This is a genomic window from Psychrobacter sp. S4(2024), from assembly GCF_036861305.1.
Taxonomy (GTDB): Bacteria; Pseudomonadota; Gammaproteobacteria; order Pseudomonadales; family Moraxellaceae; genus Psychrobacter; species Psychrobacter cryohalolentis.
The window spans coordinates 367106-394027 of sequence record NZ_JAZAQR010000001.1 but is presented as its reverse complement, the minus strand read 5'-3'; the positions used below and the strand labels follow the sequence as shown (position 1 = coordinate 394027).

At 42.1% G+C, this 26922-nt stretch carries 22 protein-coding genes; 21 read left to right on the top strand and 1 reads right to left on the bottom strand.

The window, feature by feature from the left end; translation table 11 throughout:
- Positions 1-345: 345 nt before the first annotated feature.
- From VLA57_RS01650 to VLA57_RS01570, 17 genes are all read left to right on the top strand, one after another.
- Complete coding sequence (locus VLA57_RS01650) at positions 346-1791, top strand: glyceraldehyde-3-phosphate dehydrogenase (RefSeq protein WP_133104454.1); 1446 nt, start codon at positions 346-348, stop codon at positions 1789-1791.
- A 280-nt stretch (positions 1792-2071) separates the two neighbouring features.
- Entirely contained in the window at positions 2072-3289 is a 1218-nt protein-coding gene (gene cgtA / locus VLA57_RS01645) for an Obg family GTPase CgtA (protein WP_011514008.1), read from the top strand.
- 71 nt (positions 3290-3360) lie between these two features.
- On the top strand, positions 3361-4533 hold the full coding sequence (gene proB, locus VLA57_RS01640; protein ID WP_011514007.1) for a glutamate 5-kinase: 1173 nt from the start codon (positions 3361-3363) through the stop codon (positions 4531-4533).
- Between the two features lie 127 nt (positions 4534-4660).
- Entirely contained in the window at positions 4661-5797 is a 1137-nt protein-coding gene (gene hemE, locus VLA57_RS01635) for a uroporphyrinogen decarboxylase (RefSeq protein WP_333954141.1), read from the top strand.
- Between the two features lie 92 nt (positions 5798-5889).
- Positions 5890-6957, top strand: coding sequence for an N-acetyl-gamma-glutamyl-phosphate reductase (gene argC, locus VLA57_RS01630; protein WP_201531247.1), 1068 nt, complete (start codon positions 5890-5892; stop codon positions 6955-6957).
- 232 nt (positions 6958-7189) lie between these two features.
- Positions 7190-7945 carry a hypothetical protein gene (locus VLA57_RS01625; protein WP_333954140.1) on the top strand — a complete coding sequence of 252 codons (756 nt, stop codon included), beginning with the start codon at positions 7190-7192 and terminating at the stop codon, positions 7943-7945.
- A gap of 127 nt (positions 7946-8072) precedes the next feature.
- On the top strand, positions 8073-8480 hold the full coding sequence (locus VLA57_RS01620; RefSeq protein ID WP_011514003.1) for an ATP-dependent Clp protease adaptor ClpS: 408 nt from the start codon (positions 8073-8075) through the stop codon (positions 8478-8480).
- Positions 8481-9012: 532 nt separating this feature from the next.
- Entirely contained in the window at positions 9013-11550 is a 2538-nt protein-coding gene (clpA, locus tag VLA57_RS01615) for an ATP-dependent Clp protease ATP-binding subunit ClpA (protein WP_442968858.1), read from the top strand.
- Positions 11551-11687: 137 nt separating this feature from the next.
- The gene (locus VLA57_RS01610; protein ID WP_181210106.1) at positions 11688-12425 is read left to right on the top strand and encodes a uracil-DNA glycosylase; all 738 of its coding nucleotides are present in this window, start codon (positions 11688-11690) and stop codon (positions 12423-12425) included.
- A complete protein-coding gene (gene tadA, locus VLA57_RS01605; protein WP_442968857.1) occupies positions 12426-13019 on the top strand; it encodes a tRNA adenosine(34) deaminase TadA in 594 nt (197 codons plus the stop codon). It abuts the gene before it with no gap.
- Positions 13020-13196: 177 nt separating this feature from the next.
- On the top strand, positions 13197-13952 hold the full coding sequence (gene cmk / locus VLA57_RS01600) for a (d)CMP kinase (RefSeq protein WP_333954139.1): 756 nt from the start codon (positions 13197-13199) through the stop codon (positions 13950-13952).
- A 309-nt stretch (positions 13953-14261) separates the two neighbouring features.
- Positions 14262-15953: a 30S ribosomal protein S1 gene (gene rpsA, locus VLA57_RS01595; RefSeq protein WP_011513998.1), complete on the top strand. Its 1692-nt coding sequence runs from the start codon at positions 14262-14264 to the stop codon at positions 15951-15953.
- A gap of 317 nt (positions 15954-16270) precedes the next feature.
- Entirely contained in the window at positions 16271-16579 is a 309-nt protein-coding gene (locus VLA57_RS01590; RefSeq protein WP_020443770.1) for an integration host factor subunit beta, read from the top strand.
- 159 nt (positions 16580-16738) lie between these two features.
- The gene (locus VLA57_RS01585; RefSeq protein WP_133104463.1) at positions 16739-17167 is read left to right on the top strand and encodes a LapA family protein; all 429 of its coding nucleotides are present in this window, start codon (positions 16739-16741) and stop codon (positions 17165-17167) included.
- 75 nt (positions 17168-17242) lie between these two features.
- Entirely contained in the window at positions 17243-17941 is a 699-nt protein-coding gene (gene pyrF / locus VLA57_RS01580) for an orotidine-5'-phosphate decarboxylase (protein WP_333954138.1), read from the top strand.
- Between the two features lie 122 nt (positions 17942-18063).
- Positions 18064-18861, top strand: a complete 798-nt coding sequence (locus VLA57_RS01575) for a metallophosphoesterase (protein WP_333954136.1) — start codon at positions 18064-18066, stop codon at positions 18859-18861.
- A 165-nt stretch (positions 18862-19026) separates the two neighbouring features.
- A complete protein-coding gene (locus tag VLA57_RS01570; RefSeq protein WP_333954135.1) occupies positions 19027-19863 on the top strand; it encodes a histidine phosphatase family protein in 837 nt (278 codons plus the stop codon).
- 128 nt (positions 19864-19991) lie between these two features.
- On the opposite strand, the gene rpsT is transcribed toward VLA57_RS01570, so the two are convergent.
- Positions 19992-20258 carry a 30S ribosomal protein S20 gene (gene rpsT / locus VLA57_RS01565; protein WP_011513993.1) on the bottom strand — a complete coding sequence of 89 codons (267 nt, stop codon included), beginning with the start codon at positions 20256-20258 and terminating at the stop codon, positions 19992-19994.
- A 516-nt stretch (positions 20259-20774) separates the two neighbouring features.
- Between rpsT and VLA57_RS01560 the strand changes: the two genes are divergently transcribed.
- The 4 genes from VLA57_RS01560 (at position 20775) to VLA57_RS01545 (ending at position 26744) form a co-directional block, all read left to right on the top strand.
- Entirely contained in the window at positions 20775-21476 is a 702-nt protein-coding gene (locus tag VLA57_RS01560; RefSeq protein ID WP_333954134.1) for an NAD-dependent epimerase/dehydratase family protein, read from the top strand.
- Positions 21477-21605: 129 nt separating this feature from the next.
- Positions 21606-22121 carry a ribonuclease E activity regulator RraA gene (gene rraA, locus VLA57_RS01555; protein WP_333954467.1) on the top strand — a complete coding sequence of 172 codons (516 nt, stop codon included), beginning with the start codon at positions 21606-21608 and terminating at the stop codon, positions 22119-22121.
- A 229-nt stretch (positions 22122-22350) separates the two neighbouring features.
- Complete coding sequence (gene mfd / locus VLA57_RS01550) at positions 22351-26082, top strand: transcription-repair coupling factor (RefSeq protein WP_333954133.1); 3732 nt, start codon at positions 22351-22353, stop codon at positions 26080-26082.
- 230 nt (positions 26083-26312) lie between these two features.
- A complete protein-coding gene (locus VLA57_RS01545) occupies positions 26313-26744 on the top strand; it encodes an HIT domain-containing protein (protein ID WP_011513989.1) in 432 nt (143 codons plus the stop codon).
- Positions 26745-26922: the final 178 nt, after the last annotated feature.

Here is a 26922-nt window from a genome sequence, read left to right as displayed (position 1 = left end):
AAGTCTGATAATGGTTTATATTGCCTTTATTTATCATGGCTCTTGTATTTATCATTGTTTAAGTGGATTGATAATAAGGCAGCATAATATGCTGCCTTTATCGTAATAACCCGTTTTATTATGCTAAATCGGTAGTCATCAAATAGCTTGTGACTCATACAAATTTGTTATCACTAGCAAAATAAGGCGTTTTAAGCTAAAATCTAGCTTATCTACAGACTCCTATGATAATAATCGATGACAGCAGTCGTCTGTTAGCATATCTGAGTGAGTACATAGACTGTATATACCTTATTCAATAATATTTCTTCCTATTTTACTGATTCCCCAATACTGACCATAAGGATGTTTCTCGTGAGTAACGCTGATACCTTACGCCAATTACATCAAGACCATTTGAGCAACTATAACACCCAGGAGCAACAAGCGATTGAGCTCATGGGGCTATTGAACAAGCTCTACAATGAGCAAGATGTGCAAGTGACTTTATTCGGTGATACGCTAGATAGCAATTCTGTGGGTCAAATATTGGCGCTGCATCAAAAAGTTGCTTTGCGTGATCAAGGTGCTCATGCGATTGATATCGCTGATACTTTAGCGATGGTTAAAGTGTTAGCAGAGAATAAAAATCTGTCAGCTGTACGTATTGATGTTGGTCAGCTAATCGCTAATGACAGTGATATTCAATCGGCATTACAGTCTGTTGATAATACTAAAGCGGCTATCAATGGCGCAGCGGATGTGGTGCTATATGGTTTTGGTCGTATTGGTCGTATCCTAACTCGTTTATTGTTATCGCAAGCGTCAAGTGCCAAGGGCATGCAGCTAAAAGCCATCGTAGTACGTCCCGCAGCAGCAGGCGACTTGGCTAAGCGTGCGTCATTGCTAGAGCGCGATTCGATTCACGGTAGTTTTGCAGGCGGCGTGATTGTTGATGATGAAAACAATGGTTTGATCATTAATGGTCGCTTTGTGCAAGTTATCTATGCCAAAGACCCAAGCGAGATTGATTATACGGCTTATGGTATTAACGATGCACTGGTCATTGATAATACGGGTATCTGGAAAGATGAGGCTGGTCTTGGTAAGCATTTACAATCGACTGGTGTGAAAAAAGTGCTATTAACGGCACCTGCTGGCGGCGAGATTAAAAACGTCGTATATGGCGTAAATAACGATACGGTCGGCGATGACACTATCGTTAGTGCGGCGAGCTGTACGACCAACGCAATTACCCCAACATTAAAAGTATTAAATGACGAATACGGTATTGAAAATGGTCACGTTGAAACCATTCACTCGTTCACTAACGATCAGAACTTAATTGATAATTATCATAAAGCAGATCGCCGTGGTCGTAGTGCGGTATTGAACATGGTTATCACCAGTACTGGTGCAGCAAAGGCAGTCGGGAAAGCGCTACCAGAGCTGAGTGGTAAATTGACGGGCAATGCCATCCGTGTACCGACACCAAACGTTAGCTTAGCGATTTTGAATTTAAATCTTAAAACTGCGCCAGCTAGTGCTGATGCGTTAAATGAGTTTATGCGCAAAATTTCAAATAGTAGCCAGTGGCAAACACAAATTGCTTACACGGATTCTACAGAAGCGGTATCAACGGATTTTGTCGGTGATACACATGTAGGTATCGTTGATGCCCAAGCGACTATTTTGACGGATAATCATGCTATCGTTTATATTTGGTATGACAACGAAGTTGGTTATAGCACGCAAGTATTACGTTTGGCAACGCAAATGGCAGGTATCAGCTATGCGCAGATTCCAGCTTAATACGTTTGTATAGCAGCAATGACTCGGTCATAATGCTTTGATTCAAAGAGCAGAGCGATGGTCATTAGTTATATAAACAAACGGATATGGTTTTAGCGGTAATATCTACAGCACCCGATAGTCCGATTGGTTATCGGGTGTTATTGTCATAAATAAAGCAATGATGTAGAGCAATATTGACGAAAGTCTGCCATTTTTTTAAAAGATAACTATAGGCAAAAGAAGCAGTCTATGACTGTCATTAAGCTTATAAACTAGAGTGTAAATAAAGGAAAGTAAGATGCGATTTATTGATGAAGCCGTCGTAACGGTAAAAGCAGGTGACGGTGGTAACGGAATCGCCAGTTTTCGCCGAGAAAAATATGTCCCGCGCGGTGGTCCTGATGGTGGTGATGGTGGCAAGGGCGGCGATGTTTATGTCATTGCAGAGGATAATACCAACACCTTAGTTGACTATCGTTATACCCGTCGCCACGACGCTATGCGTGCTGAGAACGGTCATAGTAGAAACTGTTCAGGCAAAGGCTCTGATGACCTTTTCTTACCAGTGCCTATTGGTACGACGGTCGTTGATACCGAGACAGATGAAGTATTGGGTGATTTGATTGAAATTGGTCAGACTTTACTGATTGCCAAAGGTGGCGATGGTGGTTTGGGTAATACCCATTTCAAAAGCTCTACCAACCAAGCGCCGCGTAAAGCGACGTCAGGTTTTGAAGGTGAGCTAAAAGTTCTTAAGTTTGAGCTAAAAGTAGTGGCTGATGTTGGCTTAATTGGTTTACCTAACGCAGGAAAATCGACCTTTATCCGCCAAGTCTCTGCTGCTAGACCAAAAGTAGCTGACTATCCATTTACCACGCTGGTTCCTAATCTGGGTGTGGTTGATATTGGTCGTCATCGCTCTTTTGTTATGGCCGATATTCCAGGTTTGATTGAAGGTGCCTCAGAAGGTGCTGGACTTGGTATTCGCTTTTTAAAGCATGTCGCTCGTACGCGTCGTCTGTTACACTTGGTTGATATCAAGCCTATCGATGGCAGCGACCCGGTCGAAAACGCTCGCGTTATCTTAAATGAGCTTGAGCGTTTTTCACCTGAATTGGCCAATTTGCCACAGATTTTGGTATTAAACAAAATCGATCAGGTGCCTGAAGAAGAGTTAAATGAGCTTTGTACCCATATTGTGGCAGAGCTTGGCTGGACAGGTATTGTTTTCCGTACCGCCACCTTAACAGGTGAGGGTGTTGATGCTATCAAGTACCACTTGATGAATGAGATTGAGCGTGAACGCGAACGTGAAATCGAAGATCCTATCTTTGCTGATGCACAAAAAGCACGATTTGAGCGTTTAGAGGCAGAAGTTCGTCTAAACACTGAAGCCCAGCGTGAAGCGTATCGTGCTGCTCGTAAAGCGGCGCGTGAAGGTACGGATTTGTCGGATGACGATTTTGATGATAGCGATGACGATGATGATGGCGTCGAAGTGGTTTACGCCCCTTAATCTGATTGGTCTTTGCACATATTTTTTAGATGTATCCCCATGATTAATTTACCATAGCAACAGGAGTTTATATGGCAGTTGGCATAGAGAACACGATAGAAGAAGCAAGGTTTGTTGAGCAAGCTCGTAACTTTGATATTCAGCGCGTTATTGTCAAGATTGGCTCATCGTTATTGACCAATAATGGTCGAGGGCTTGATCGAACTGCCATTTACGAATGGGCAAAGCAGATCGCGCAACTCCATAAGCAAGGCGTAGAGGTACTGCTCGTATCTTCAGGTGCTGTCGCTGAAGGGGTGGTGCGTATGAATCTTGAGGAGCGTCCTAAAAAACTGGCGGCATTACAAGCCTGTGCATCTGTCGGACAGATGGGTTTGATTGAAACCTGGTGGTCAGCATTGATTCAATATGGTATTCAAAGCTCACAGTTGCTGCTAACGCATGATGATTTGTCTAACCGTAGTCGCTATCTTAATACTACTGGCGCGCTTACGCAGCTACTAGAATGGCGTGTGCTGCCGGTCATTAATGAAAATGATACCATTACTATTGATGAGATTAAGTTTGGTGATAACGATACTCTAGGAGCGATGGCAGCGGCGATGGTCAATGCCGACTTGTACATTATCTTAACTGATCAAGAAGGTGTCTTTACTGACAATCCACGCAACAACCCTCATGCCAGAATGATCCGTCAAGAGCGTGCGATGGCTGATTATTTATTTGATATTGCAGGTGATGGTGGCAAGTTGGGTCGTGGTGGTATGTTAACCAAAATTCGTGCTGGTCGTCTTGCTGCTATGGGTGGCTGTCCGACGGTGATTGTGAGTGGCGCTATTGATGATGTGATCACTCGAGTAGTGTCAGGCGAAGCAGTTGGTACCTTGCTGACCACCAATGATCAAGACAAAATCATTGCTCGCAAACAGTGGCTTGCCGCGCATTTGCGTATGTCGGGCTCTTTAATTGTTGATGCAGGTGCAGCAAAAGCGGTGGTCGAACATCAAAAAAGCTTATTGCCAGTTGGCGTGTCTGAAGTGCGTGGGGATTTTGATGAAGGCGATGTGGTCGAAATCGTCCATCAGGATACTGGTGAGCGTATCGCCGTTGGTCAAGTCAACTTCTCTTCTCGCGATGCCTGCCGCGTTGCTCGTGAGCGTACTGAGCAGTTCGATCGTATCCTTGGTAACAATGAAGAACGTGTTGTCATGGTACACCGTGATAACTTAGCATTGACGATGTAAAAAAATTAATATCTATAGAGCTATAAATATCTTGATAATAAGCGCTTTGCTATTCTTTCCTTTAACGTAATTTATCCAGTGTTATATGCGCTTTGGTGACATATAGTGCTGTTTTGGAGATTTGTACATGAGTGCTTCAGACAATAATAATTCGCTTGAGCAAAAATTTGCGCCTTTGAAAAATGATAGATTGCTACGAGCACTTCGTTTTGAGCCGATCGATACCACACCTGTCTGGATGATGCGTCAAGCTGGTCGTTATTTACCAGAGTATAAAGCGACCCGTGCTGAAGCAGGTGATTTTATGAGCCTGTGTAAAGATACCGCGCGTGCGACAGAAGTCACCTTACAGCCATTACGTCGTTATGATTTAGACGCGGCTATTTTGTTCAGTGATATATTGACCATTCCTGATGCCATGGGATTGGGTCTCTATTTCGAAGCGGGTGAAGGTCCTAAGTTTAAACATCCTATTCGCCAGCAAGCTGATTTGGATAGATTGCCTGTGCTCGATGTCAATGACTCTCTTGACTACGTAATGCGTGCGGTAACCAGTATTCGTACCGCGCTCAATGGGCAAGTGCCGTTATTTGGCTTTTCTGGTAGTCCTTGGACACTAGCCACTTATATGATTGAAGGTGGTAGCTCAAAGGATTATCGCTATACCAAAGGCTTTTTGTATAGCAATCCTGAGTTTTTACATCAGTTATTAGATAAATTAGCAACGTCAGTAATTGATTACCTCGATGCCCAAGTCGTGGCAGGCGCACAGATACTACAGATATTTGATAGTTGGGGCGGCGCGCTGGGTCATCGTCAATTTATTGATTTCTCACATGCTTATAATAAGCGTATTGTCGCTGAGCTAAAGGTACGTCATCCTGAAATACCGGTAGTATTATTTACTAAAGGCGGCGGGCTATGGCTTGATGTGCAAGCAGATAGTGAAGCGGATGCGTTGGGTCTAGACTGGACAATGCCGATTGATCGTGCCCGTCAAGTTTTGACCGAAAGTCAGCGTCAGTTAACCAAGCACCATAAAAAACTACAAAGTAGCAAAGCCATTCAGGGTAATTTAGACCCAGCAACTTTGTACGGCTCTCCAGCGACTATCCGTGCTGAAGTCAATGCGATGCTCGATAGTGCTTATGCCAATGGTGAAAAGACCGGTTATGTTGCAAACCTAGGTCATGGCATTACCCAGTGGGTCAATCCTGACAATGCCAAAGTGTTTATCGATGCAGTACATGATTATAAAATCTAAAAAGTACGATTTGAGATATGTTCTTAGTTATTGGACTGAGTTTATATCTCATATTTATTAAGTAATAGTAAAGTAGCAGAAAAGGATATCTTATGATTTCAGCAGCGATTGTCGGTGGGACAGGTTATACAGGTATTGAGTTGATACGTCTATTATCTGCCCATCCTAAAGTGTCTATTGATTTGTTGACCTCCCGTAGCGAAGCGGGCACTCGCGCTGATGAGATATTCCCAAGTTTACGCGGTATCTCAGATATTGTGTTTAGTGATCTAGGGGAGGAGACGCTAACGACGTTGCAAAAATGTGATGTGGTGTTTTTTGCCACGCCGCATGGCGTTGCAATGAAGCAAGCAGAGGCTTTGACTCAAGCTGGGGTAAAAGTCATTGATTTGGCGGCAGATTTTCGTTTGCAGTCATTGAGCGAGTTTGAGCACTGGTATCAACAACCACATGTTTGTCCTGAGTTATTAAAAGCTGCCGTCTACGGCTTGCCTGAAGTCAATCGCGCCAAAATTGCTGAGGCATTGGTGGTTGGCAACCCAGGTTGCTATCCGACTACAGCTATCTTGGGTTTAAAGCCGATAATTGAAGCGCAAAATAAGCAATCTAAACAGTTTATTGAATCACGCATTGTTATCGATGCCAAATCTGGTGTTTCTGGCGCTGGTCGCCAAGCCAGTCTTGCACTTAACTATGCTGAAAGCACAGACAATTTTAAAGCATACAGCGTTGAAGGTCATCGCCATTTGCCAGAGATTGAGCAAGGTGTTGCCCAGTTACTAGACAGTCAGTTTAACCATCGTATTCGTTTTTTGCCGCATCTGGTACCGATGATACGCGGTATGTTGAGCTCTATCCATATGGAGCTGACCGATGCAGGTGCTTTAGTGGATTGGCAACAGGTATTTGAGCAAAGCTATGCATCAGAACAATTTATAGATGTTATGCCAAAAGGGCTGTATCCCGATACCCGTAGTGTGCGCGCTAGCAATCGATTGCGTATTGCTGTTCATCAAGACAATGAGCGTGCCGAATTAACGGTCATTGTCGTACAAGACAATTTAGTCAAAGGGGCAGCTGGGCAAGCAGTACAAAACATGAATGTCATGTTTGGACTTGATGAGTCTCTTGGTTTAAATTTTGCGCCCATCGTTCCTTAACAGATGTTTACTTATGACTAAATTATCCTCATTTATGATACTAGGTATTGATTATAAATTCCGCTATAATAACTTGCCTTTCCTGTTAAGAGATACTGCCTAAATGCGTTTTAAGAGTGTACTACGCTTTTGCTCACTGCCAGCACGCCCATCGTGCCAAGACTCTGTTTCGTATAAATTGGAGCGTAGCTTACATTGTTCATCTCTGAATACTGAAACTCAGCGTAGTGTTATGAAGCATTACAGCATTGCTCGCTCGCAGCAGGGCGCTTCCACATTGGTGTTAGCGTTATTTGTGATTGCGATATTGGTGACAGCAATTGTGGCATTAGTATTTGGTCACAAACTTGGTTATCAACGTGGCTATTATTCAATGCAAAATGAAACCCAGCAAGCAGTCATTACCAGCAAAGAGTCGCTCCAAGAGCTAAAAGATTTACGCGTCAGTCATAAAATAGCGACCAATGAAGTTGCTACTTCTAAACAAGAGCTAGAAATAAGTTTGGCAAACTTAAAAGAGTTACGCGAAAATCAGCAAGCCATCATGGTTGAAAATAGACAGGTAGCGCAGCTCAATGACCTTTATGCTGAGATTGTGAGTGAGAAGGGCGGCATGCCTTTACAGATACTAGGTGCAAAGATTGAGCCTTTACCTGAAAATGCCTTTGAATATGGTTTCGATATAGGTATGCTCGCAAGTGATGGTAAAGCCAAACGTTTGAATCCAACGCTGACTTTGCTTGATGATGATGATTTTGTAGAAGTGCCATTAGAGCCCGTCAGCTACACTATTGAAGGCGTGACGCGTATACGTGGTCGCTTCACAATGCCAGCGGGTTTTAAGCCGTTACAAATTAAACTAAATCTAAAAGCCGCTGGTCAAGAAGTCGAGCAGCTGTATGATTGGAAGCTTGGTGCTAAAGTTGACAATATGCCATTATCACTGTTAGATTTGCCAGACGTCGATGAAAGTCCTATTGAGCCTTAAGTCTTATTGAGCATTAGTTGTCGTAGCTGCTAGCCAGATATCTAGTGCTACCCCTTATTTTTAACGATTTTATAGTCTCTTAAAGATAACTATTCATTAAACCTACTGATTCATCTGTATTCCAATTATGATAAAACAAACGATAGCAAGAGCGACGCCAATCACATCAGATTGGCACTTTCCACATATACCCATGCGTCTTGCGCAAGTGGGTGAGCCTGAAGGTGAAACAGCCCCGCAGGCTGATGTATTGGTGGCAGAGCCGGAAGTCGCCAAGCCGCCTATGTATGCTGTGGTGATGTATAATGACAATTACACGCCGATGGAATTTGTCGTCTATATTTTACAATCTGAATTTCGTCATAGTATGGATTCGGCCGTTGAGATTATGTTGACGATTCATAATAGCAGCAAGGGTATTGCTGGTATTTATCCTAAAGACATTGCTGAGACCAAGGCCAAAAAAGTTAACAGTCTGGCACATCGCGAAGGCTATCCATTATTGACCCAAATCGAACCGCATCAAGGCGAGTAAAGCCTTACTCTAATTTTTGATGACGTATGTTTATCTCAAGTTCACTATATTTTAACCATATATCTTTAATATTTTCAATAAAATATATTCTTCTAGTGTTTTTAGAGCAAGTTTATTTAAGCACAAACTTGCTCTACACCTCTCTTTTTTAAACTAGCTTAGACTTTCTTATATAACCGCTTTTCTCATTATTGCCTGTATTTATTCTCTTTTTGCATTATTCAAATTCTTGAATTATCTGTAGCTTTAGTACATGCGCTCTATTATTGTTGAATGAATATTATCATTGAAAAATGGTCTAGGGACACTTCGATACATTTTAGTATGTGTTAATAGATTGACTATATCTGAGTATCATGTTGAGATAAAGAAAAGTGAGGATCATAGCCAAGCCATAGAAGCCATTATTTAACAGCGTCATTTAATAATACTCATATTGCCCTTGAACAATCCATCCACCGCCCTGATTTACTTACTAACTCATTCATAAAGCTATCAATTATAAAGATAGGTATAACCGTAGGAAGTCGTTATGTTAAGTCGTCATCTTGAAGTTTCTTTGCGTTTAGCAATGACACTTGCGCGCCAAAAATCGCATGAGTATCTCACTGTTGAACATCTTTTACTGGCACTCTTAGAAAATACGCACGCTGCCAACACATTGACGGCCTGTAATGCAAATGTCTCAGCACTACGTACTGAGCTTGAGGCTTATATTAATAAGCATACTCCAACGGTCGATCCTGATACTGAGCAATCCCCGCAGCCGACCCAAAGCTTCGATCGTATTCTACAACGGGCAATTTTTCATGTGCAGTCTATTGGTGGCGGTCGTTTGGTTGAAGGTTCGGATATTCTGGTGTCGATGTTTTCAGAACATGATACTTATGCGGTTTATTTGCTCAAAAAACAGGGCATCAGTCGTCTTGAGTTGACTCAGTATCTATCACATGGTCAAGATAAAGATGAGCCATCTGAGCCGCGTGCTTCTATGACGGGTGAGCGCCGTAGTAGTGCCTCAGAAAAAACCAGTAAAGATCCGTTGGTTGAGTTTGCGACCAATTTAAATCAGCGTGCTGCTGAAGGTAAAACAGATCCATTGATTGGGCGAGGTCCTGAGATTGAACGCGCCGCGCAAGTTTTGTGTCGCCGCCGCAAAAATAATCCACTATTGGTCGGTGAGCCGGGTGTTGGTAAAACCTCTATTGCTGAAGGGTTGGCGTGGTTGATTATCAATGATAAAGCCCCGAAACCACTGAATGGTTGCGTGATTTATAGTCTTGATATTGGCTCATTGATTGCGGGTACTAAATATCGCGGCGATTTTGAAAAACGTATGAAATCGCTATTAGATGCATTAAAGAAAAAACCCAATGCTATCTTGTTTATTGATGAGATTCATATGATTATTGGCGCTGGCTCATCAATGAGCAGTAATATGGATGTGTCCAACCTGATTAAACCAGCACTTGCCAATGGTGAACTGCGTTGTATCGGTTCAACCACTTTTACTGAATACCGTCAAGTGTTTGAAAAAGACCATGCCTTATCGCGTCGCTTCCAAAAGATCGACGTGAAAGAGCCAAGTGTTGATGATACGATTGATATTTTGCGTGGTCTTAAACCGCGGTACGAAGAGTTCCATAATGTTGTCTATACTGATGAAGCACTGGTTACTGCCGTTCAATTATCAGCGAAACATATCCATGAGCGTTTTTTGCCGGACAAGGCCATTGATGTTATTGATGAGGCTGGCGCTTATAAGCGTTTAGGGGTCGTGGCTGATGCAGACGATATAGAAGCGGAAGAAAGTTTTATTGCTGATATAGAGCAAGAGTTTGATGCACAGATTGAGGCTGATATTGACGGTCTCGACAGTGATACTTATAGTGATAACGAAATGCAGGATGAGGCAGATGTTGCGAAAGCCAATGATCGTGCAAAATCGTCTGTTGATAAGAAAGCAAAAGGGAAGCGCGCTCCGATAAAAATTGATGTAGCAGATATCGAAGCGATTGTTGCCAAGCTTGCACGTATTCCGCCCAAGTCAGTATCTAGTGATGATAAGAGTATTCTTCAGCATCTAGATCGTGACCTTAAGCATCTGGTATTTGGGCAAGATGAAGCGATTGCGACTCTAGCAGATGCGATTAAGCTGTCTCGTGCTGGTCTGAAAGCACCAGATAAGCCAATCGGCTCATTCATGTTTGCTGGTCCGACAGGGGTTGGTAAAACGGAAGTTTCTCGTCAATTGGCAAATCTGTTGGGTGTTGAGCTGGTGCGCTTTGATATGTCAGAGTACATGGAAGCACATACCGCTTCACGTTTGATTGGTGCGCCTCCAGGTTATGTGGGTTATGATCAAGGTGGTCTATTGACTGAAAAAATCAATCAGCATCCGCATTGTGTGTTATTGTTTGATGAGATCGAAAAAGCGCATCCGGATGTCTTCAACTTGTTATTACAAGTGATGGATCACGGTACATTGACAGATAATAATGGTCGGGTTGCTATCTTTAAGCAGGTCATTGTTATTATGACGACCAACGTCGGTGCTGAGAGTATCAGTCGATCTTCTATGGGCTTTACCCAGCAAGATCATAGCCGTGACAATACAGAATCACTCAAGCGTGTGTTTACTCCGGAATTCCGTAACCGTCTTGATGCTATTATCCAGTTTAATCCTCTTGATACCTCAGTCGTTGTATCCGTGGTTGATAAATTCTTGGTTGAGCTACAGGTACAACTTGACGATAAGCAAGTTACTTTAGAGATTGATGATGAGGTACGTGATTATCTGGCAGCTAAAGGCTATGATCGCTTAATGGGCGCACGTCCAATGCAGCGCCTGATTCAAGACGAAATCAAAAAGCCTCTGGCAAATATGATTCTATTTGGTGATTTAGTGAATGGCGGGGTTGTACATTTAACCTTGGAGCCAGAGGCATCAGATGGTGAGACTGTGAAGCTTGATAAGTTGTCAGATAAAGGGTCAGCGGATAGCCGTATTATATTGACTGTTGTTGAGACTCATGAGCCACGTCCAGACTCCGAATCATTAGCCAGTTAGGTTATTTTTCGCACTATGATAAAAACGGTTACTGCGGTAACCGTTTTTTTATTGCTAATATATATGACAACGCAACCCTAATATTTTGTTAATATCACCCTTCACGCATCCTGATAACAAATAAAAAAGGATTCATCATGGAATTATTTGACGTACAACCCACAAAAACAGTCGCGCAAAAGCAAGCGATTCTCGACAATGTACGCTTGCCAGAAGATTGGAAGCAGGCGTTGTCAGAAGAATTAACTTCTGACAATATGGATAGCTTGCGAGCTTTTTTAAAAGAAGCCTATCAGTCAGAGGATGGTATTTATCCCCCAGCACAGCTGATATTTAATGCGTTTAATTTGACACCTTTATCACAGGTGAAAGTTGTTATCTTAGGGCAAGATCCTTATCATCGTCCTGGACAGGCAATGGGGCTGTCCTTTTCTGTCCCTAAAGTTATCCCAAAGCCACCGTCACTTAACAATTTATTGAAAGAGATGGCGGACGATATTGGCATCAAACCTTCAGCACATGGTGATTTAACGTATTGGGCACAGCAAGGCGTATTATTGTTAAATAGCTCTTTGACAGTAAGAGAAGGCGAACCAAACAGTCATCAAAATCAAGGCTGGGAGAAGTTCACTGATACGGTTATTGATGTTATTAATGAGCAGACTGAACATACTGTGTTTATTTTATGGGGCAGTAAAGCTCAGAAAAAAGGCAAGTATATCAATACTGATAAACATCTGATTTTGACGGCAGTACACCCATCACCACTTGCTGCTAACCGTGGTGGTTTTTTTGGTTCTAAGCCGTTTTCAAAAACCAATGATTATCTGGTGCAATATGGTCAAACGCCTATCGACTGGCAATTACCACAGTAAATGAAAAATTTTCTAAACACTAATTTATTGCCTTACCAGCTAATACATAGTCCATTTACTAATGGTAATCCGCTAATAGGTGAACAGATCAAAACAGCTCTATTTTGGTCAGTTGAGGATATCAAGTGGATGAAAGAAGCACTAAAACTTGCCAAGCAAGGCGCTGAGAAAGAAGAGGTGCCAGTAGGAGCTGTCTTGGTACATAACCAGCAAATTATTGGTCAGGGATTTAATGAGCCGATTGGACGCTGTGATGCGACGGCTCATGCTGAAATCGTAGCGTTAAGAGATGCTTGTACACGCTTAAAGAATTATCGTTTGCCCCTAAAGACGACCTTATATGTGACTTTAGAACCCTGTACCATGTGCATAGGTGCAATGATTCATGCACGTGTAGATAGGCTAGTATATGCAGCGCATGAGCCGAGAGCAGGGATGCTTGGTAGTCAAATGAACTTGGCTGAACAGCCTTTTTATAATCATCGTATGCAAGTCGATGCAGGCTTGTGCCGTGAGCACAGCAGCCAGATGCTAAAAGATTTTTTTCGTCAGCGCAGAAAAGCGGCAAAAGCTAAGTGTAACAGCAGTGATTAACAAGATATGATTCTTGCTGCTAGTGATAGGTCGCTTTGTTTGCTATAATATCGCCCTATTTACTTGTTAATAGAGTGATTTCCTTATAATGCTTTGATAAGTAAGTGAAAAATGCTTTATTGATACTTTTATGATTATTTATGTGGTTGTAGAAATTGCCGACTTTAAGTGAGTATTATGACTGTTGCCAACCCTAATGCGATTACTAACAGAGAGAAGCCCTCATTGCGTTATCCTGTTATTTGTATTGATGGGCCAAGTGGCGCAGGTAAAGGCACAGTTACATGGCGCTTAGCACAAGCTTTAGGGTATCAGCTACTTGATTCAGGTGCGTTATATCGTATCGTTGGACTTAAGGCGTTTGAAGCTGGATTGATTACTGCTGATGCAAGCCAAACCATTGATGAGATGGCTGTATTAGCGTTAACTCAAAGCTTAGAGATTGCCTTTGTACCCAACAATGCATCAGGACGTGTCGATATTATCGTGAATGGTGATGCAATAGGTGAGCAAGTTCGTAATGAAACGGTTGGCGGTTACGCATCACAGATAGCAGTATTTCCAAAAGTTCGTCGAGCATTGCTAACGCTGCAACAAGATATGGCAACTCGTTCAGGATTGGTTGCGGATGGTCGTGATATGGGTACAGTCGTGTTTCCAGACGCTGACGTTAAGGTGTTTTTGACAGCCAGTGCCGAAGCGCGTGCCGAGCGCCGTGTAACACAGCTATTAAATGCTGGTCAAATAGCAGACTTTGATGCAATATTAACAACGATTAAAGCCCGTGATGATCGTGATGAAAACCGTACAACGGCACCATCAAAGCCTGCAGCAGATGCGCTACTATTAGACAGCTCCAATTTAGATGCTGATGCGGTTTATGAGCAAGTAAAACAATATTGTCAGGATAAAGGTATTTGCTTCAATAGCTAATAATAACAAGGTAGTAAGTATGAAAAGGTTTCCTATAGGATTGATTTTAGTATAAAATTACAGTAGTAGACGCCAATAATCTTTAGAAAATAATGGAATCTACTGTTTAAAGGTCATAATTTAAAAAATATAACGCATTTTAATATAAGACAGTTGTTGCTAGTGAGTTTGCTGACGCATTCGCTTATTAGCAACAAACGTTTTTATATATGACTGCATAGGATATAAAACCAGTATTCTCGTTTTATACAGTCATAAATTTGATCCGTACTGTGCTGGACAGGATACGGCTATACAAAGGTAGACATAATGGAATCATTTGCTGAACTATTTGAAGCGAGCATCGAAGAAACAGGTCTGGATATCGAGCGTGGCTCGGTTATCACCGGTACTGTTGTCGCCATCGATAACGACTGGATCACTGTTGATACGGGTCTAAAATCTGAAGGTATCGTCGCTCGTGAAGAGTTTTTAAGCGAAGAAGGCGAACTTGAAGTTGAAGTTGGCGATACAGTAGACGTAGTGGTTGAAGCGGTTGATAACGGTATGGGTCAAACCTTACTGTCACGTGAAAAAGCCAAACGCGTTGAAACTTGGAATTTCCTTGAAAAAATCTCTGACAATGATGAGATTGTAAAAGGTATTATTTCTAGCAAAGTAAAAGGCGGCTTTACTGTAGATATCGGTTCAGTACGCGCTTTCTTGCCAGGTTCATTGGTAGATGTACGTCCTATCCGTGATACGACGCATCTAGAAGGTAAAGAGTTAGAATTTAAAGTTATCAAACTTGATCAAAAACGTAACAACGTTGTCGTTAGTCGCCGTGCCGTTATGGAAGCTGAAAACTCAGCTGAGCGCGAAGAGCTATTGAACAAGCTTGAAGAAGGTATCGAGATTGAAGGTATCGTTAAGAACCTAACTGATTATGGTGCATTCGTTGATCTTGGTGGTATTGATGGTCTATTGCACATCACTGATATGGCATGGCGCCGTATTAAGCACCCATCTGAGGTTGTTGAAGTTGGTCAAGATCTTAAAGTTAAAGTACTTAAATTTGACCGTGAGCGCAATCGCGTCAGCCTAGGTCTAAAACAACTAGGTACTGATCCTTGGGATAACGTTGGCGGCACATACCCAGTGGGTAGTGTGGTTAAAGCTCGCGTAACCAACCTAACTGATTATGGTTGTTTCGCTGAAATCTCTGAAGGTATTGAAGGTCTAGTACACGTATCAGAGATGGATCATACCAACAAAAACATCCATCCGTCTAAAGTTGTTCAAGTGGGTGATGAAGTTGAAGTAATGATCCTTGATATCGACGAAGAACGTCGTCGTATCAGCTTAGGTATCAAGCAAACTCTAGCCAATCCATGGGATGAGTTTGATAAGAAACATGAGCGCGGTGATAAAATCACTGGTACGATCAAATCAATCACTGACTTCGGTATCTTTATCGGTCTAGATGGCGGTATTGATGGTCTAGTTCACTTGTCAGACATTTCTTGGAATGAAACTGGCGAAGATGCTATCCGTAACTACAACAAAGGCGACACCGTTGAAGCAATGGTATTGTCTGTAGATTCAGAAGCCAATCGTATCAGCCTAGGCGTGAAACAATTAACGTCAGATCCATTTAACGAATACCTAGTCAACAATGACCGCGGTGCTATCGTTAATGGTAAAGTAAAAGAAGTAGACGCTAAAGGCGCTACTATCGAACTTGCTGATGAAGTTGAAGCGTATCTACGTGCTTCTGAGATTCAACGTGACCGCGTTGAAGATGCGACTAAGCATCTAACTGTTGGTGATGATGTAGAAGCGAAAATCATCAGTGTTGATCGTAAAACACGTAATATCAGCCTGTCTATCAAAGCGAAAGACGAAGCTGAAGAGCGTCAAGCGATTAAAGAGTTAAGTAGCACAACTACGACTAGTACTGCTGCTGGTTCTGATGCACAACCAAAAACGATTGGTGACTTGATCAAAGAACAAATGCAGTAAGCTATTTACCGCTAATGTTATGATCTTATAAAAGAAAGCGACTCCGGTCGCTTTTTTTTATGGCTAAATTTTAGTATTAACGATAATTGATACAGTTTTTTCCTTGATAGAGGAACTCTTGTTTCCAATTTCCTTCAATATCCGCTATCATTTACAACATCGAGTAACGAGATGTAAAATCAGATCCAAGTCATTATAAATGAACAGATATTTAGTCAACAATCGCGTGGTTGTCAGCTAATATTTTATAATATCTGTGGTGATCATTTTAGTTATTTCCATCATCTTATCTATCAATGAACAAGGCAAGTATGATAATGCAGCAAACAATCAATAAGTCCGAATTTATTAGTAATCTGAGTGCAAATTGTGACACGATGACAGATACCGTTGTCGATGACGCCGTACGCGAGATATTAAACTTGATGACTCATACGCTCTCCAATGATGGTCGAGTAGAAGTTCGTGGGTTTGGCAGTTTTTGTCTTCATCATCGCCGTGCTCGTATGGGTCGCAATCCTAAAACGGGTGAAAGCGTACCAGTACCTGCAAAAGCAATCCCGCACTTTAAGCCAGGCAAGGCATTACGTGAAGCTGTAAACGAAAAAGTAGCAGGCGGACAGTAAGCCAATTGAAGTAATATAAGATATTCTACCGATCTACTACTAAAGTATGAGCCGATTTTTCTTATTTATACTAACCCTTTTATAACGTAGTAATATCAATCAGTATGGCTTAGTTTTTATCCATTTATCTGTTCTATTAAAAACTTAAGGAGACGTCTGATGCGTATTTTATTATTAGTGCTGCTATTTTTGAGCTTCGCTTACTCGCTAGGTTTGGTATTGGCAAACAATACTGAAGTTGGCGTCAATCTTTTGTTTTCACAAGCACCAACGATGAATTTAGGCTTGCTAATGATACTTTGTCTCATACTTGGTATCGTTATAGGTATCTTGTTAGCACTGCTAATTTTCCGTGTTTTGCAAAACAAGTGGGAAATATCGCGTCTACAAAAGGCAAATACCAATTTGCAAGAGCAGATAACCCAAGCCAATATGGTGATTGATCGTCAAGCGAATGCGCCTACTGTAGAAGAAGCTGTTTATGGTGCAACAGCGGTTAATGTACAGGATACGACAATGCCCAATGCTCATCCCAACGCCAATGTGCATGATGGGTCAAGTTTGACCAAGCAAAAACGCGATTACTAATAATTTGTAATATGCATTTTCACTGCTGATTATAAATATAATAATTTGATAAACCTGATATAAAGAAGCATAACAATGAACAACGCAATTAATTCTCCTGTCATCGTTGCATTAGATAATATGACAAAGGATGCCTCTCTTGCATTAGCTGACCAATTAGATCCGGCATTATGCCGATTGAAAGTAGGTAAAGAGCTGTATACCCGCTGTGGCCCTGAGATAGTCAAAGCATTGCATCAGCGCCAATTTGAGGTTTTTTTAGACCTTAAATTTCATGATATCCCCAATACCACTGCACAAGCAGTATTGGCTGCCGCTGAGCTTGGTATATGGATGGTCAACGTCCATGCAAGTGCTGGCTACGATGCGATGTCATTGGCAAAACAGCGCTTGCTAGACAATGATTTTGACACGCTACTGATTGCAGTGACTGTCTTAACATCTATGGACAATGAAGCACTCATACAAACGGGCATCACCGACGGCTTAGAGGCACAAGTGAGCCGCTTAGCACAATTAACCAAGCAAGCAGGTCTCGATGGTGTAGTATGCTCAGCACAAGAAGCAAAGGCATTAAAGGCATTATGTGGTCAGGACTTTAAACTGATTACGCCTGGTATCCGTCTGCTAGATGATAATGCTGATGATCAAAAGCGTATTTGTACGCCAAAACAGGCATTACTTGATGGCTCTGATTATCTGGTGATTGGGCGCTCAATTACTCAAGCAGTAGATCCTGCAGCGAAATTACAGTTAATACTCCAAAGTCTCTAACTTTTCAATCAGATACTTCAGTCAAAAAGTAAAAAGACAGCCTAATCCGCTGTCTTTTTACTTTTTGTCCCTAGATGAAAAGGTGCTAAACTATTTATGTTTATTTAATGATATAGGCTGCTATGAAATTACAGATTTTGAGTGACTTACATATTGACAGTTATATACGTCAATCCCATCCGATAGGGCATATCCCCAAAACCGACGCAGACATCGTACTGGTGGCAGGAGATACAGCAAATAGCGATATTGGTATGCCATGGCTACAAGAGCAAGCAGCGCGCTTACAAGTCCCTCTAATCACTATCGCTGGTAATCATGAGTACTTTAATGAAGACGTGCTGCATTTTGATAAAAAGCTGGCGACTTGGGACAATTATGATGGTGAATCAAAGCAGGGCGTACGATTTTTGCAGTGTCAGCATATTGATATCGGAGAGGTGCGCATTTTAGGTTGTACGCTTTGGACAGATTATCAATATCAAGCCAATGAAGAGACTAGGGCAGTGGCAATGCGCTTTATGCGTGACTACAAACAGATCTATGCCGGCAGCGAGCTGTTTTCACCTGAAATGTCGATACAGATTCATGCTAAGCAGCGTCAATGGCTTAAACAAGCGTTGATAACGGCAAAAGCACTGGGCAAAAAAACCGTGGTAATGAGTCATCATAGCATCAGTCCATTATCTGTCTCTGAGAAGTATGCTGAGCTACCAAGTAATGCCGCATTTATCAGTGATTTATCAAGCTGGATGTATGAAGAGTGGGCACCAGCACTATGGGTGCATGGGCATACGCATGAAGCATTTGATTACCACATTCATAATACGCGCGTTATCGTCAATCCGCGTGCTTATCCAAATGAGGTTAGTAGTACGGCATTATCGTTTACATGGGATAGAGTAATTGATATCGGTTAGTCAAACGTAATAAATATGAGTATTTCTTTTTTGATTTCACCGTGTCATAGCGTCTTATTTCTAATAAAATTAACGGGTCTGCTCTCAATATATTTGCTTTAGATTATATTGCAATTGGACTTATATTTGGTTCATTCCTGTCGAAAAATCTGATAGGCTTATGTGATGAGTAAACTTCCTAATAACACCACATCGAGCCTATCCGCTGAGAAGCTTGCGAGTCATAATCCAAGTGCACCAGCGCCCTCACATCTTCCTGATAGTATGATGTCGTCGGTCAGGTTGTTGCCTGAAGATAGGCGCCTGATTTTGTTTACCAGACATTCCCTGCGTGAGCGCTCTGATGGTAATGGCTTTGCCAGTTATCAGCTGCCATTGACACCCAAAGGTCGCGTATTGGCAAAATCTTGGGGTCGTTGGTTGGCAGGACATCTGCCGTATTCGCTCGATGTTGATAGCATCTCAAGCCCGATTGGTCGCTGTCTTGATACGGCGCAGCTGATGCAAGAAGGGGCAGGACTAAGGCGTGATATCGCGCACCAGTCATTGTTGGTTGAGCCTGGTAGCTTAGTGACTGAACCTGATATTGCAAATCCCATCTTTAAAGAGATTGGTGTTCTCAATTTTATCAATCGATTCTTGCAAGGCAATCTTGAAGGCACTAAAAACGCTTATCAGGGCGGTCTCGATATTCTATCGCTTTTTTATCAAAATCAGCCGCAACACGGGCATCTAATGCTCGCTGTCAGCCATGACACTTTGTTATCTGCATTCTTAGCGGTGATGTTTGATGTTGTTGAGATTGATTGGAACGATTGGCCAAAAATGATGGAAGGGGTATTTTTGTGGTTTGATGACAAGCCATTCGAGCAGGCAAGTGCGTATTTTGTCTGGCGCGGTGAAGTTTATGTACGTCCAATACACACTTTGCTTGAAGCCTACCGTACTGCTGGCTTTCATCCAAATAAACTATTATTGCCACCAGAAGTAAAATGGACATAAGCGCTATTTACGAAATTATTAATTACTTTTGAGCAGGCATAAAAAAACCTTGCCCCAGTATTAGAACCAGTAACAAGGTTTTAGTTATGATGTTATCGAAGCATCATACGGTCTAAACGCAACCAATCTTAAGCTAGTAAGCCTTTGATGGTTTTGTTTAGGCGGCTCTTACGACGAGCAGCTTTATTCTTATGAAGAATACCTTTGTCAGCCATACGATCAAGAACCGGTACCGCTTTTTTGTAAGCTTCGGTAGCCGCGTCATAATCTTTAGCAGCGATAGCCGCGTCAACACGTTTCAAATAAGTACGAACCATAGAGCGTTGTGACGCAGAGTTCTGACGACGTTTAGTGTTTTGACGGGCGCGTTTACGAGCTTGTGCAGTATTAGCCACGCGAATCTCCTTGATAAAGACAGATAAAATTATGAATGTGGATTGCAATAAAGGGTTTAACCATCATCGATAACGAGCAGCCGTCTCGCCGAACATGATGTCGATGCCTACTATTAAAGTATCTGATAGTAATAAATCATCGCAAGCGCCAAAACTGTTTGGAATAATTAAACAGCGTTGACGTGTAAAGCCGGTTATCTTAGCAAATTATCGCCCTTAGGACAATAAGTTTGATGATTAATGCTCAAAGAAGTTACCGCATTACGTGAATGAGCGGGATTTTATGCCTTTAATAGGTATTTATCATAATATTGAATGAGTATTTGAGTCCAAACGAGCGTATGAACTAAGTGAAACTGTTTGCTGATAAAATCTCTTACAATAAATCATGCATAATAGCCTCGATGATTGATTAATTTAGGTATGATACTACAGTGGTCAGCGTCACCGACGGGCTTTAAAAAGTCACATTGTTGACGATCATAAGTATTCCAACACTCTATAAATGGATAGGATATGCAGCGAAAAGCAATGGTAATAGGTGCAACGGGATTGGTCGGGCAACATCTTGTAAAGCAGCTGAGTGAGATTTATGACACATTGATTGTGATTGCACGGCGTCCGCCTCGCTACATCAATGCGAGCATGCGTTTTTATCAGGTGAATGATTTTGACAACTTAGCCGAAATCTTTGCAAGCATTGGCGCTGATCGAAAAACGGATGCTTTTAGTTGCTTGGGCACCACCAAAAAACAAGCGGGTAGTGATGAAGTTTTTCGCAAGATTGACCATGATTATAATGTTGGTTTTGCCAAACTCTGCCAAGAGAAAGGCGTTGAAAACTTCTTTTTATTGTCCTCAATGAATGCGGACATAAACAGTCGCTTTTTATATAATCGAGTAAAGGCTGAAACGGAAGAGTCTATAATGGTATTAGGGTTTGCCCAATTGGTTATTTTCCGTCCGTCGTTACTACTTGGTAAACATAAGGGTCGCCCGCTTGAAAGTCTGGGACAAAAAGCCTTTCAGATTATATCGCCATTGGTGTCCGAGTCACTATCCTTACATCCTATTTCAGCTAAGCGTGTCGCTAGTGCCATGGCGATGAGTGCCCATGATATCTATCATCGCAGTAAATACCGCAGCGAACCCGCAATTAAAACCACTGATATTATCGAAAATAAACAGATGCTTGCGATGACCCGTGTAAAACATTAAGCTATTAATTAGATAACTTTTACATTTGTTACTACTATAATAAATAGCCTAAGTAATGTTTAAGTTTAATAAGTCAGAACAATTTAACCATAACAGACAAGGAGTCTCACCATGCCAGAATCAGTAACAATGACCAAAGAAAACTTTGTAACTTGTGATTTATTAGATGCCAATCCTGAATCACAGGTATGCCTGCCTAATATCGAAGGTAAATCGTTTTATAGTTTTGGCGGTAAAGACAAATTCTGCGGTGAGATTGTGACCGTCAAATGTTTTGAAGATAATAGTCGCGTCAAATCGTTGCTTAACAGTGATGGTAAAGACAAAGACGGTGATGGCAAGGTGTTGGTCGTTGACGGCGGTGGTTCGATGCGTTGTGCGCTGTTAGGTGACATGATTGCACAGTCGGCTATTGATAATGGCTGGGCAGGGGTTGTGGTGTATGGCTGTGTTCGTGATGTTGATGATATGGCAGCAATGGACATCGGGGTAATGGCGCTTGGTTGTATCCCGCGTAAATCAAATCGCCGCGATGAAGGTCAAACCGATCTTGAAATCAGCTTTGGTGATTTAACGCTAAATTCTGGTATGTTTGTCTACGCAGACAATAACGGCATTATCGCTAGTGACAAGCCATTAATTTAAAGACAAAGTCTGTTTTTGAAGAGTTCCCTATAAAGACCTTGGCTCGCAAGCTAAGGTCTTTTCGTTTATCAGCCCTATTCTTAGCCATAAATCTTTATTTTATAAAGTGTTTTGCTCTTGGTGTTATCTATAATAATGCTATGTGACAAACCGTTACGGCATAAATTTTGGTAATTGCGCAAATATTCGTATAATAGCTTTCTGACTCTTAACCTTGATCTTACCCTTTATGCCTATCACTGCTTTGACTGACGCCTTTGCCCCGATTAACCAGCAATTATTCCCTATCCAAAATGCCCAGCGTCGCTGGCTTGCACCTGTGCACGGTGCAGTCAGCAGCTTATGGCTGGCAAGTTTAGTACAAGCACCTATATGGAATGTTGCCGAGCGTCTAAAAGTCGTAGTGACGCGTGACCAAAATCAGCTGAATCAAATAGAGACAGAGTTGGCGTTTTGCGGCGTGGATGCTCATGTATTTCCTGATTGGGAGACACTGACCTATGATGAGTTGTCACCGCATCAAGATATTGTCAGCGAGCGTATCAATTTATTAACCGATATGCCAACGTCAGGCGTGCTATTGATATCTGTGCAAGCATTAATGCACCGTGTTGCGCCACCAAGCTGGTTAATTGGACAGCATTTTGATTTAAGTGTTGGCGATCAGTTTGATATCAATACCCAACGTAGCTTATTAGCAAAAGCAGGTTACCGAGCGGTAGATAATGTCTTTGAGCCGGGGGAATTTGCGGTACGTGGTAGTATCATTGATATCTTTGCCATGGGTCAGCCATTCCCGCTACGTCTAGATTTATTCGACGATGAAATTGAAACCATTCGCTTTTTTAATCCGCAGACCCAACGGACATTGACCGTTGATGATTTAAAGTCAATGATGAGTGGTAACGATAGTAGTATGGGCAAAGAGTCATTGTCGCTACTGCATAAACTGCCAGATATCTCAAAGCCTATTAAACAGTTTCAGATCCTACCCGCAAAAGAGTTTCCACTTGATGAAGGGCGTGAAACCTTTCGCACCAATTTTGCTGCCATGTTCCCCAATAGCAATAGCCGTAAATTCGAATTACATAAAGATGTGATGGCGGGCATTGCGAGTAGCGGACTGGAATATTATCAGCCACTGTTTTTTGATTTAAAAGATTGGACGGTAGAGAGTAGTTTATTTGCTTATCTGCCAAGCGATACGCTATTCATCACTGATGAGCTAATTAACGAGAAACAGGCGGATTATTGGTCGCAAATCCAGCGCCGCTATGAAGAGCGCCGTCATGATATCGATAAACCTATTGTCGCCCCTGAGTTGCTGTATTTATTGTCAAACACTCTTAACGAGCATCTCAATCATTATCCACGGGTGATACTGAGTGCACGTAATGAACTGTCGACAATGAATGATGCGTCTGCGATTGACGAGACAGTATTGGAGAGTCAATTACAGTTATTTGAGCAACCACAGTTAGATTTTGTTCAGAATAAGCAACAAGGATTGGTGACATTAAGCGCGCTAGAGCCACCACAGTTGGCTGTCAATCATCAAAAAGCAGAGCCACTTACTGAGCTGCTAGCGTTCTTAGATCTACAAGCGCAAACAGCAACACCAGTATTAATAGTATCTGAGACAGCAGGTCGTCGTGAGATTCTTATTGAGCTGTTTAAGGGTAAGATTGAGATCAAGGCTTATGACAGCTTTGAGGCGTTTTTAGCTGCCGATAAAACTACTGGTCTTAATGCTAAAAAGCTGCCACAAGTTGGGCTAACGGTTGCGCCTATTGAACGTGGCGTCTATGTGCCAGAGCGTTTGGTATTAATTAGTGAGACGCAATTATTTGGTCGGCAAGTGCTGCAAACGCGCCGCCGTCGTCAAAGTGGTGTATCAGAAGAGTTCTTGGTTAAAAGCGTGACTGAAATAACTGATGGCAGTCCAGTCGTTCATATTGAGCATGGCATTGGACGTTATAATGGTTTAATAACTTTAGATGTCGGAGATGGTGAGCAAGAATTTATTCACTTAAAATATGCTGATGATGCCAGTATTTACGTGCCGGTTGCCAATCTGCAAATGATTAATCGCTATAGCGGCGGCGACCCAGCGCTTGCACCATTGCACAAGATTGGTAGTGGAAAATGGGATAAAGCTAAACAGAAAGCGCTCGAGCAAATCCATGATGTCGCCGCTGAGTTGCTTAATATACAAGCACGGCGTGAGGCAAAGGTCGGGATTCATTTTAAAATAGATATCTCGCAATACGAGCTGTTTGCTAGTCAGTTTGCCTTTGAAGAAACACCGGATCAAGCCAGCGCTATTCATGCAGTCATGGAAGATATGAAGCAGAATCAGCCCATGGATCGTCTCATCTGTGGTGATGTAGGTTTTGGTAAAACGGAAGTAGCCATGCGCGCGGCATTCATTGCGGTCAGTGCTGGTTATCAAGTAGCGGTGCTGGTGCCGACTACCTTGCTAGCCGGTCAGCATGAAGACAATTTCCGCAATCGTTTTGCTGATTGGCCAGTACGTATTGAAACGCTTTCGCGCTTTGGCGGTAAAAAACATCAAGACACTGTGCTAACAGACCTTGAGGCAGGCAAGGTTGATATCGTCATTGGTACGCATAAGTTATTACAGCCCGATGTAAAGTTCTCTAATCTAGGTCTAATGATTGTTGACGAAGAACATCGCTTTGGGGTGCGCCATAAAGAGCGTATTAAGGCGATTCAGACTGATGTTGATAGTATGTCGATGACAGCGACGCCCATCCCGAGAACGCTCAATATGGCGCTCTCGGGTATGCGTGATATGTCGATTATTGCCACGCCACCAGCCCGTCGTCTTGCGATTAAGACTTTTGTCATGCAGAAGACCGACGCTTTGATGAAAGAGGCTATCTTGCGTGAGCTGTTGCGTGGTGGTCAAGTTTATCTATTGCATAACGATGTGGCCAGTATTGAGCGTATGGCAGAGACCATACGTGAACTAGTGCCTGAAGCGCGAGTAGGGGTCGCTCATGGGCAAATGCAAGAACGTCAACTAGAACAAGTCATGCAGCAGTATTATCATAAAAAATTCAATGTGCTAATTTGTTCGACCATTATCGAAACGGGTATTGATGTACCGAATGCTAATACCATTATTATTGAGCGCGCGGATAAGTTTGGTTTGGCTCAATTACATCAGCTGCGTGGTCGCGTGGGTCGTAGTCATCATCAAGCTTATTGCTATTTACTTGTACCGTCTATCAAGGGGCTTAAAGGAGATGCCAAGCGCCGATTGCATGCTATTGAGCGTGCTAACACATTAGGTGCAGGCTTTATGCTGGCAAGTGAAGATTTAGAGATTCGCGGTGCTGGGGAAATACTTGGTAAGCAGCAAAGTGGTAATATGCAGGCAATGGGTTTCAGTCTATATATGGATATGCTAGAGCGAGCAACGAAGGCGATTAAAGCCGGTAAAGAGCCTGATTTAAGTACACCATTATCGCTAACCAGCGAAATCAATCTGCATAGCTCGGCACTGATACCAGAAGAGTATCTGCATGATGTGCATCAGCGTTTGTTATTTTATAAACGTATTGGTAATGCCGATGATAAAGAGGCACTGACTGATATTCGAACTGAAATGATTGATCGTTTTGGTGTTTTGCCAGAGCAGACCAAGCAGTTATTTGCGGTTCATGGTCTACGCATACAAGCCGAGCCTTTGAAAATTAATAAAATTGATGCCAATAGTAATAGCATGACATTAGAGTTTGCACCCGATACCCCGGTCGATGCTTTGGCGATTATTAAACTAATTCAAGCAAATGGGCAGCACTATCGTATGAATGGTGCTTCTGGCATTCGCTATCAGGATGCTGATAAATTGGCAACACCGCAGCAGCGTGTCACGGTGATTCAAGAGTTATTAAGCTATTTTAGCAAGCATATGGTGGTAGAGTCGGTTTAGGATATTCAATCATCACTATATACCATGGAAAATAGCTGTTTAACCTTTACCTTATAGACTAAGAGATTTAAAAAGCAGGACATTTAGACAATAAATCATGACGCTATTTTATCGATTGGATAACTGATAAAATAGCGTCACTGTATTTTTACCTTAAATATCTGTTTTAAATGTTAAGCCTAATCTTTCTTATTCTTTTACTTGAGTTTCATAACAAGAGAACCGCCATTATGTTCCAACTTCATCATAAACTTGCTGCCGATAGTTTTTTAGTGGGTGATTTTCCACTATCAACCTGTCGCTTAATCAATGATTGCCAGTTTCCATGGTTGATATTGGTGCCACGAGTATCAGGCATCAAAGAATTGTATGAATTGTCTGAGGCAGACCAAACGCAGTTTTTGCGTGAATCGAGCTGGTTATCAAGTCAGCTCGCTAAAACTTTTCAGGCAGATAAAATGAATGTGGCAGCACTCGGTAATCAAGTACCACAGCTTCATTTTCATCATATTGTCCGCTATCAAAACGATATGCAGTGGCCAAATCCGGTATGGGGCGTTCCTGCAGTGCCTTATAGCAAAGAAGTATTGGCGCAAATGCAACAGACTTTGATGATGGCACTGCGCGGTCATCATCAAATGCCGTTTGATTGGCAGATGTAATTAACTACTTATTGATAGTTTTAACATTGTTTGGTACATGTCAGTTAAAAGAAGTCAGATATATTATCTGGCTTTTTTGCCATTAGCTTTAACTTGATATTTATGTTTAGTACAAAGGTCTTGAGATGATGATTTCATTGGCTTTGGTAACAAAATAAATGACAAACGGTATACTTTG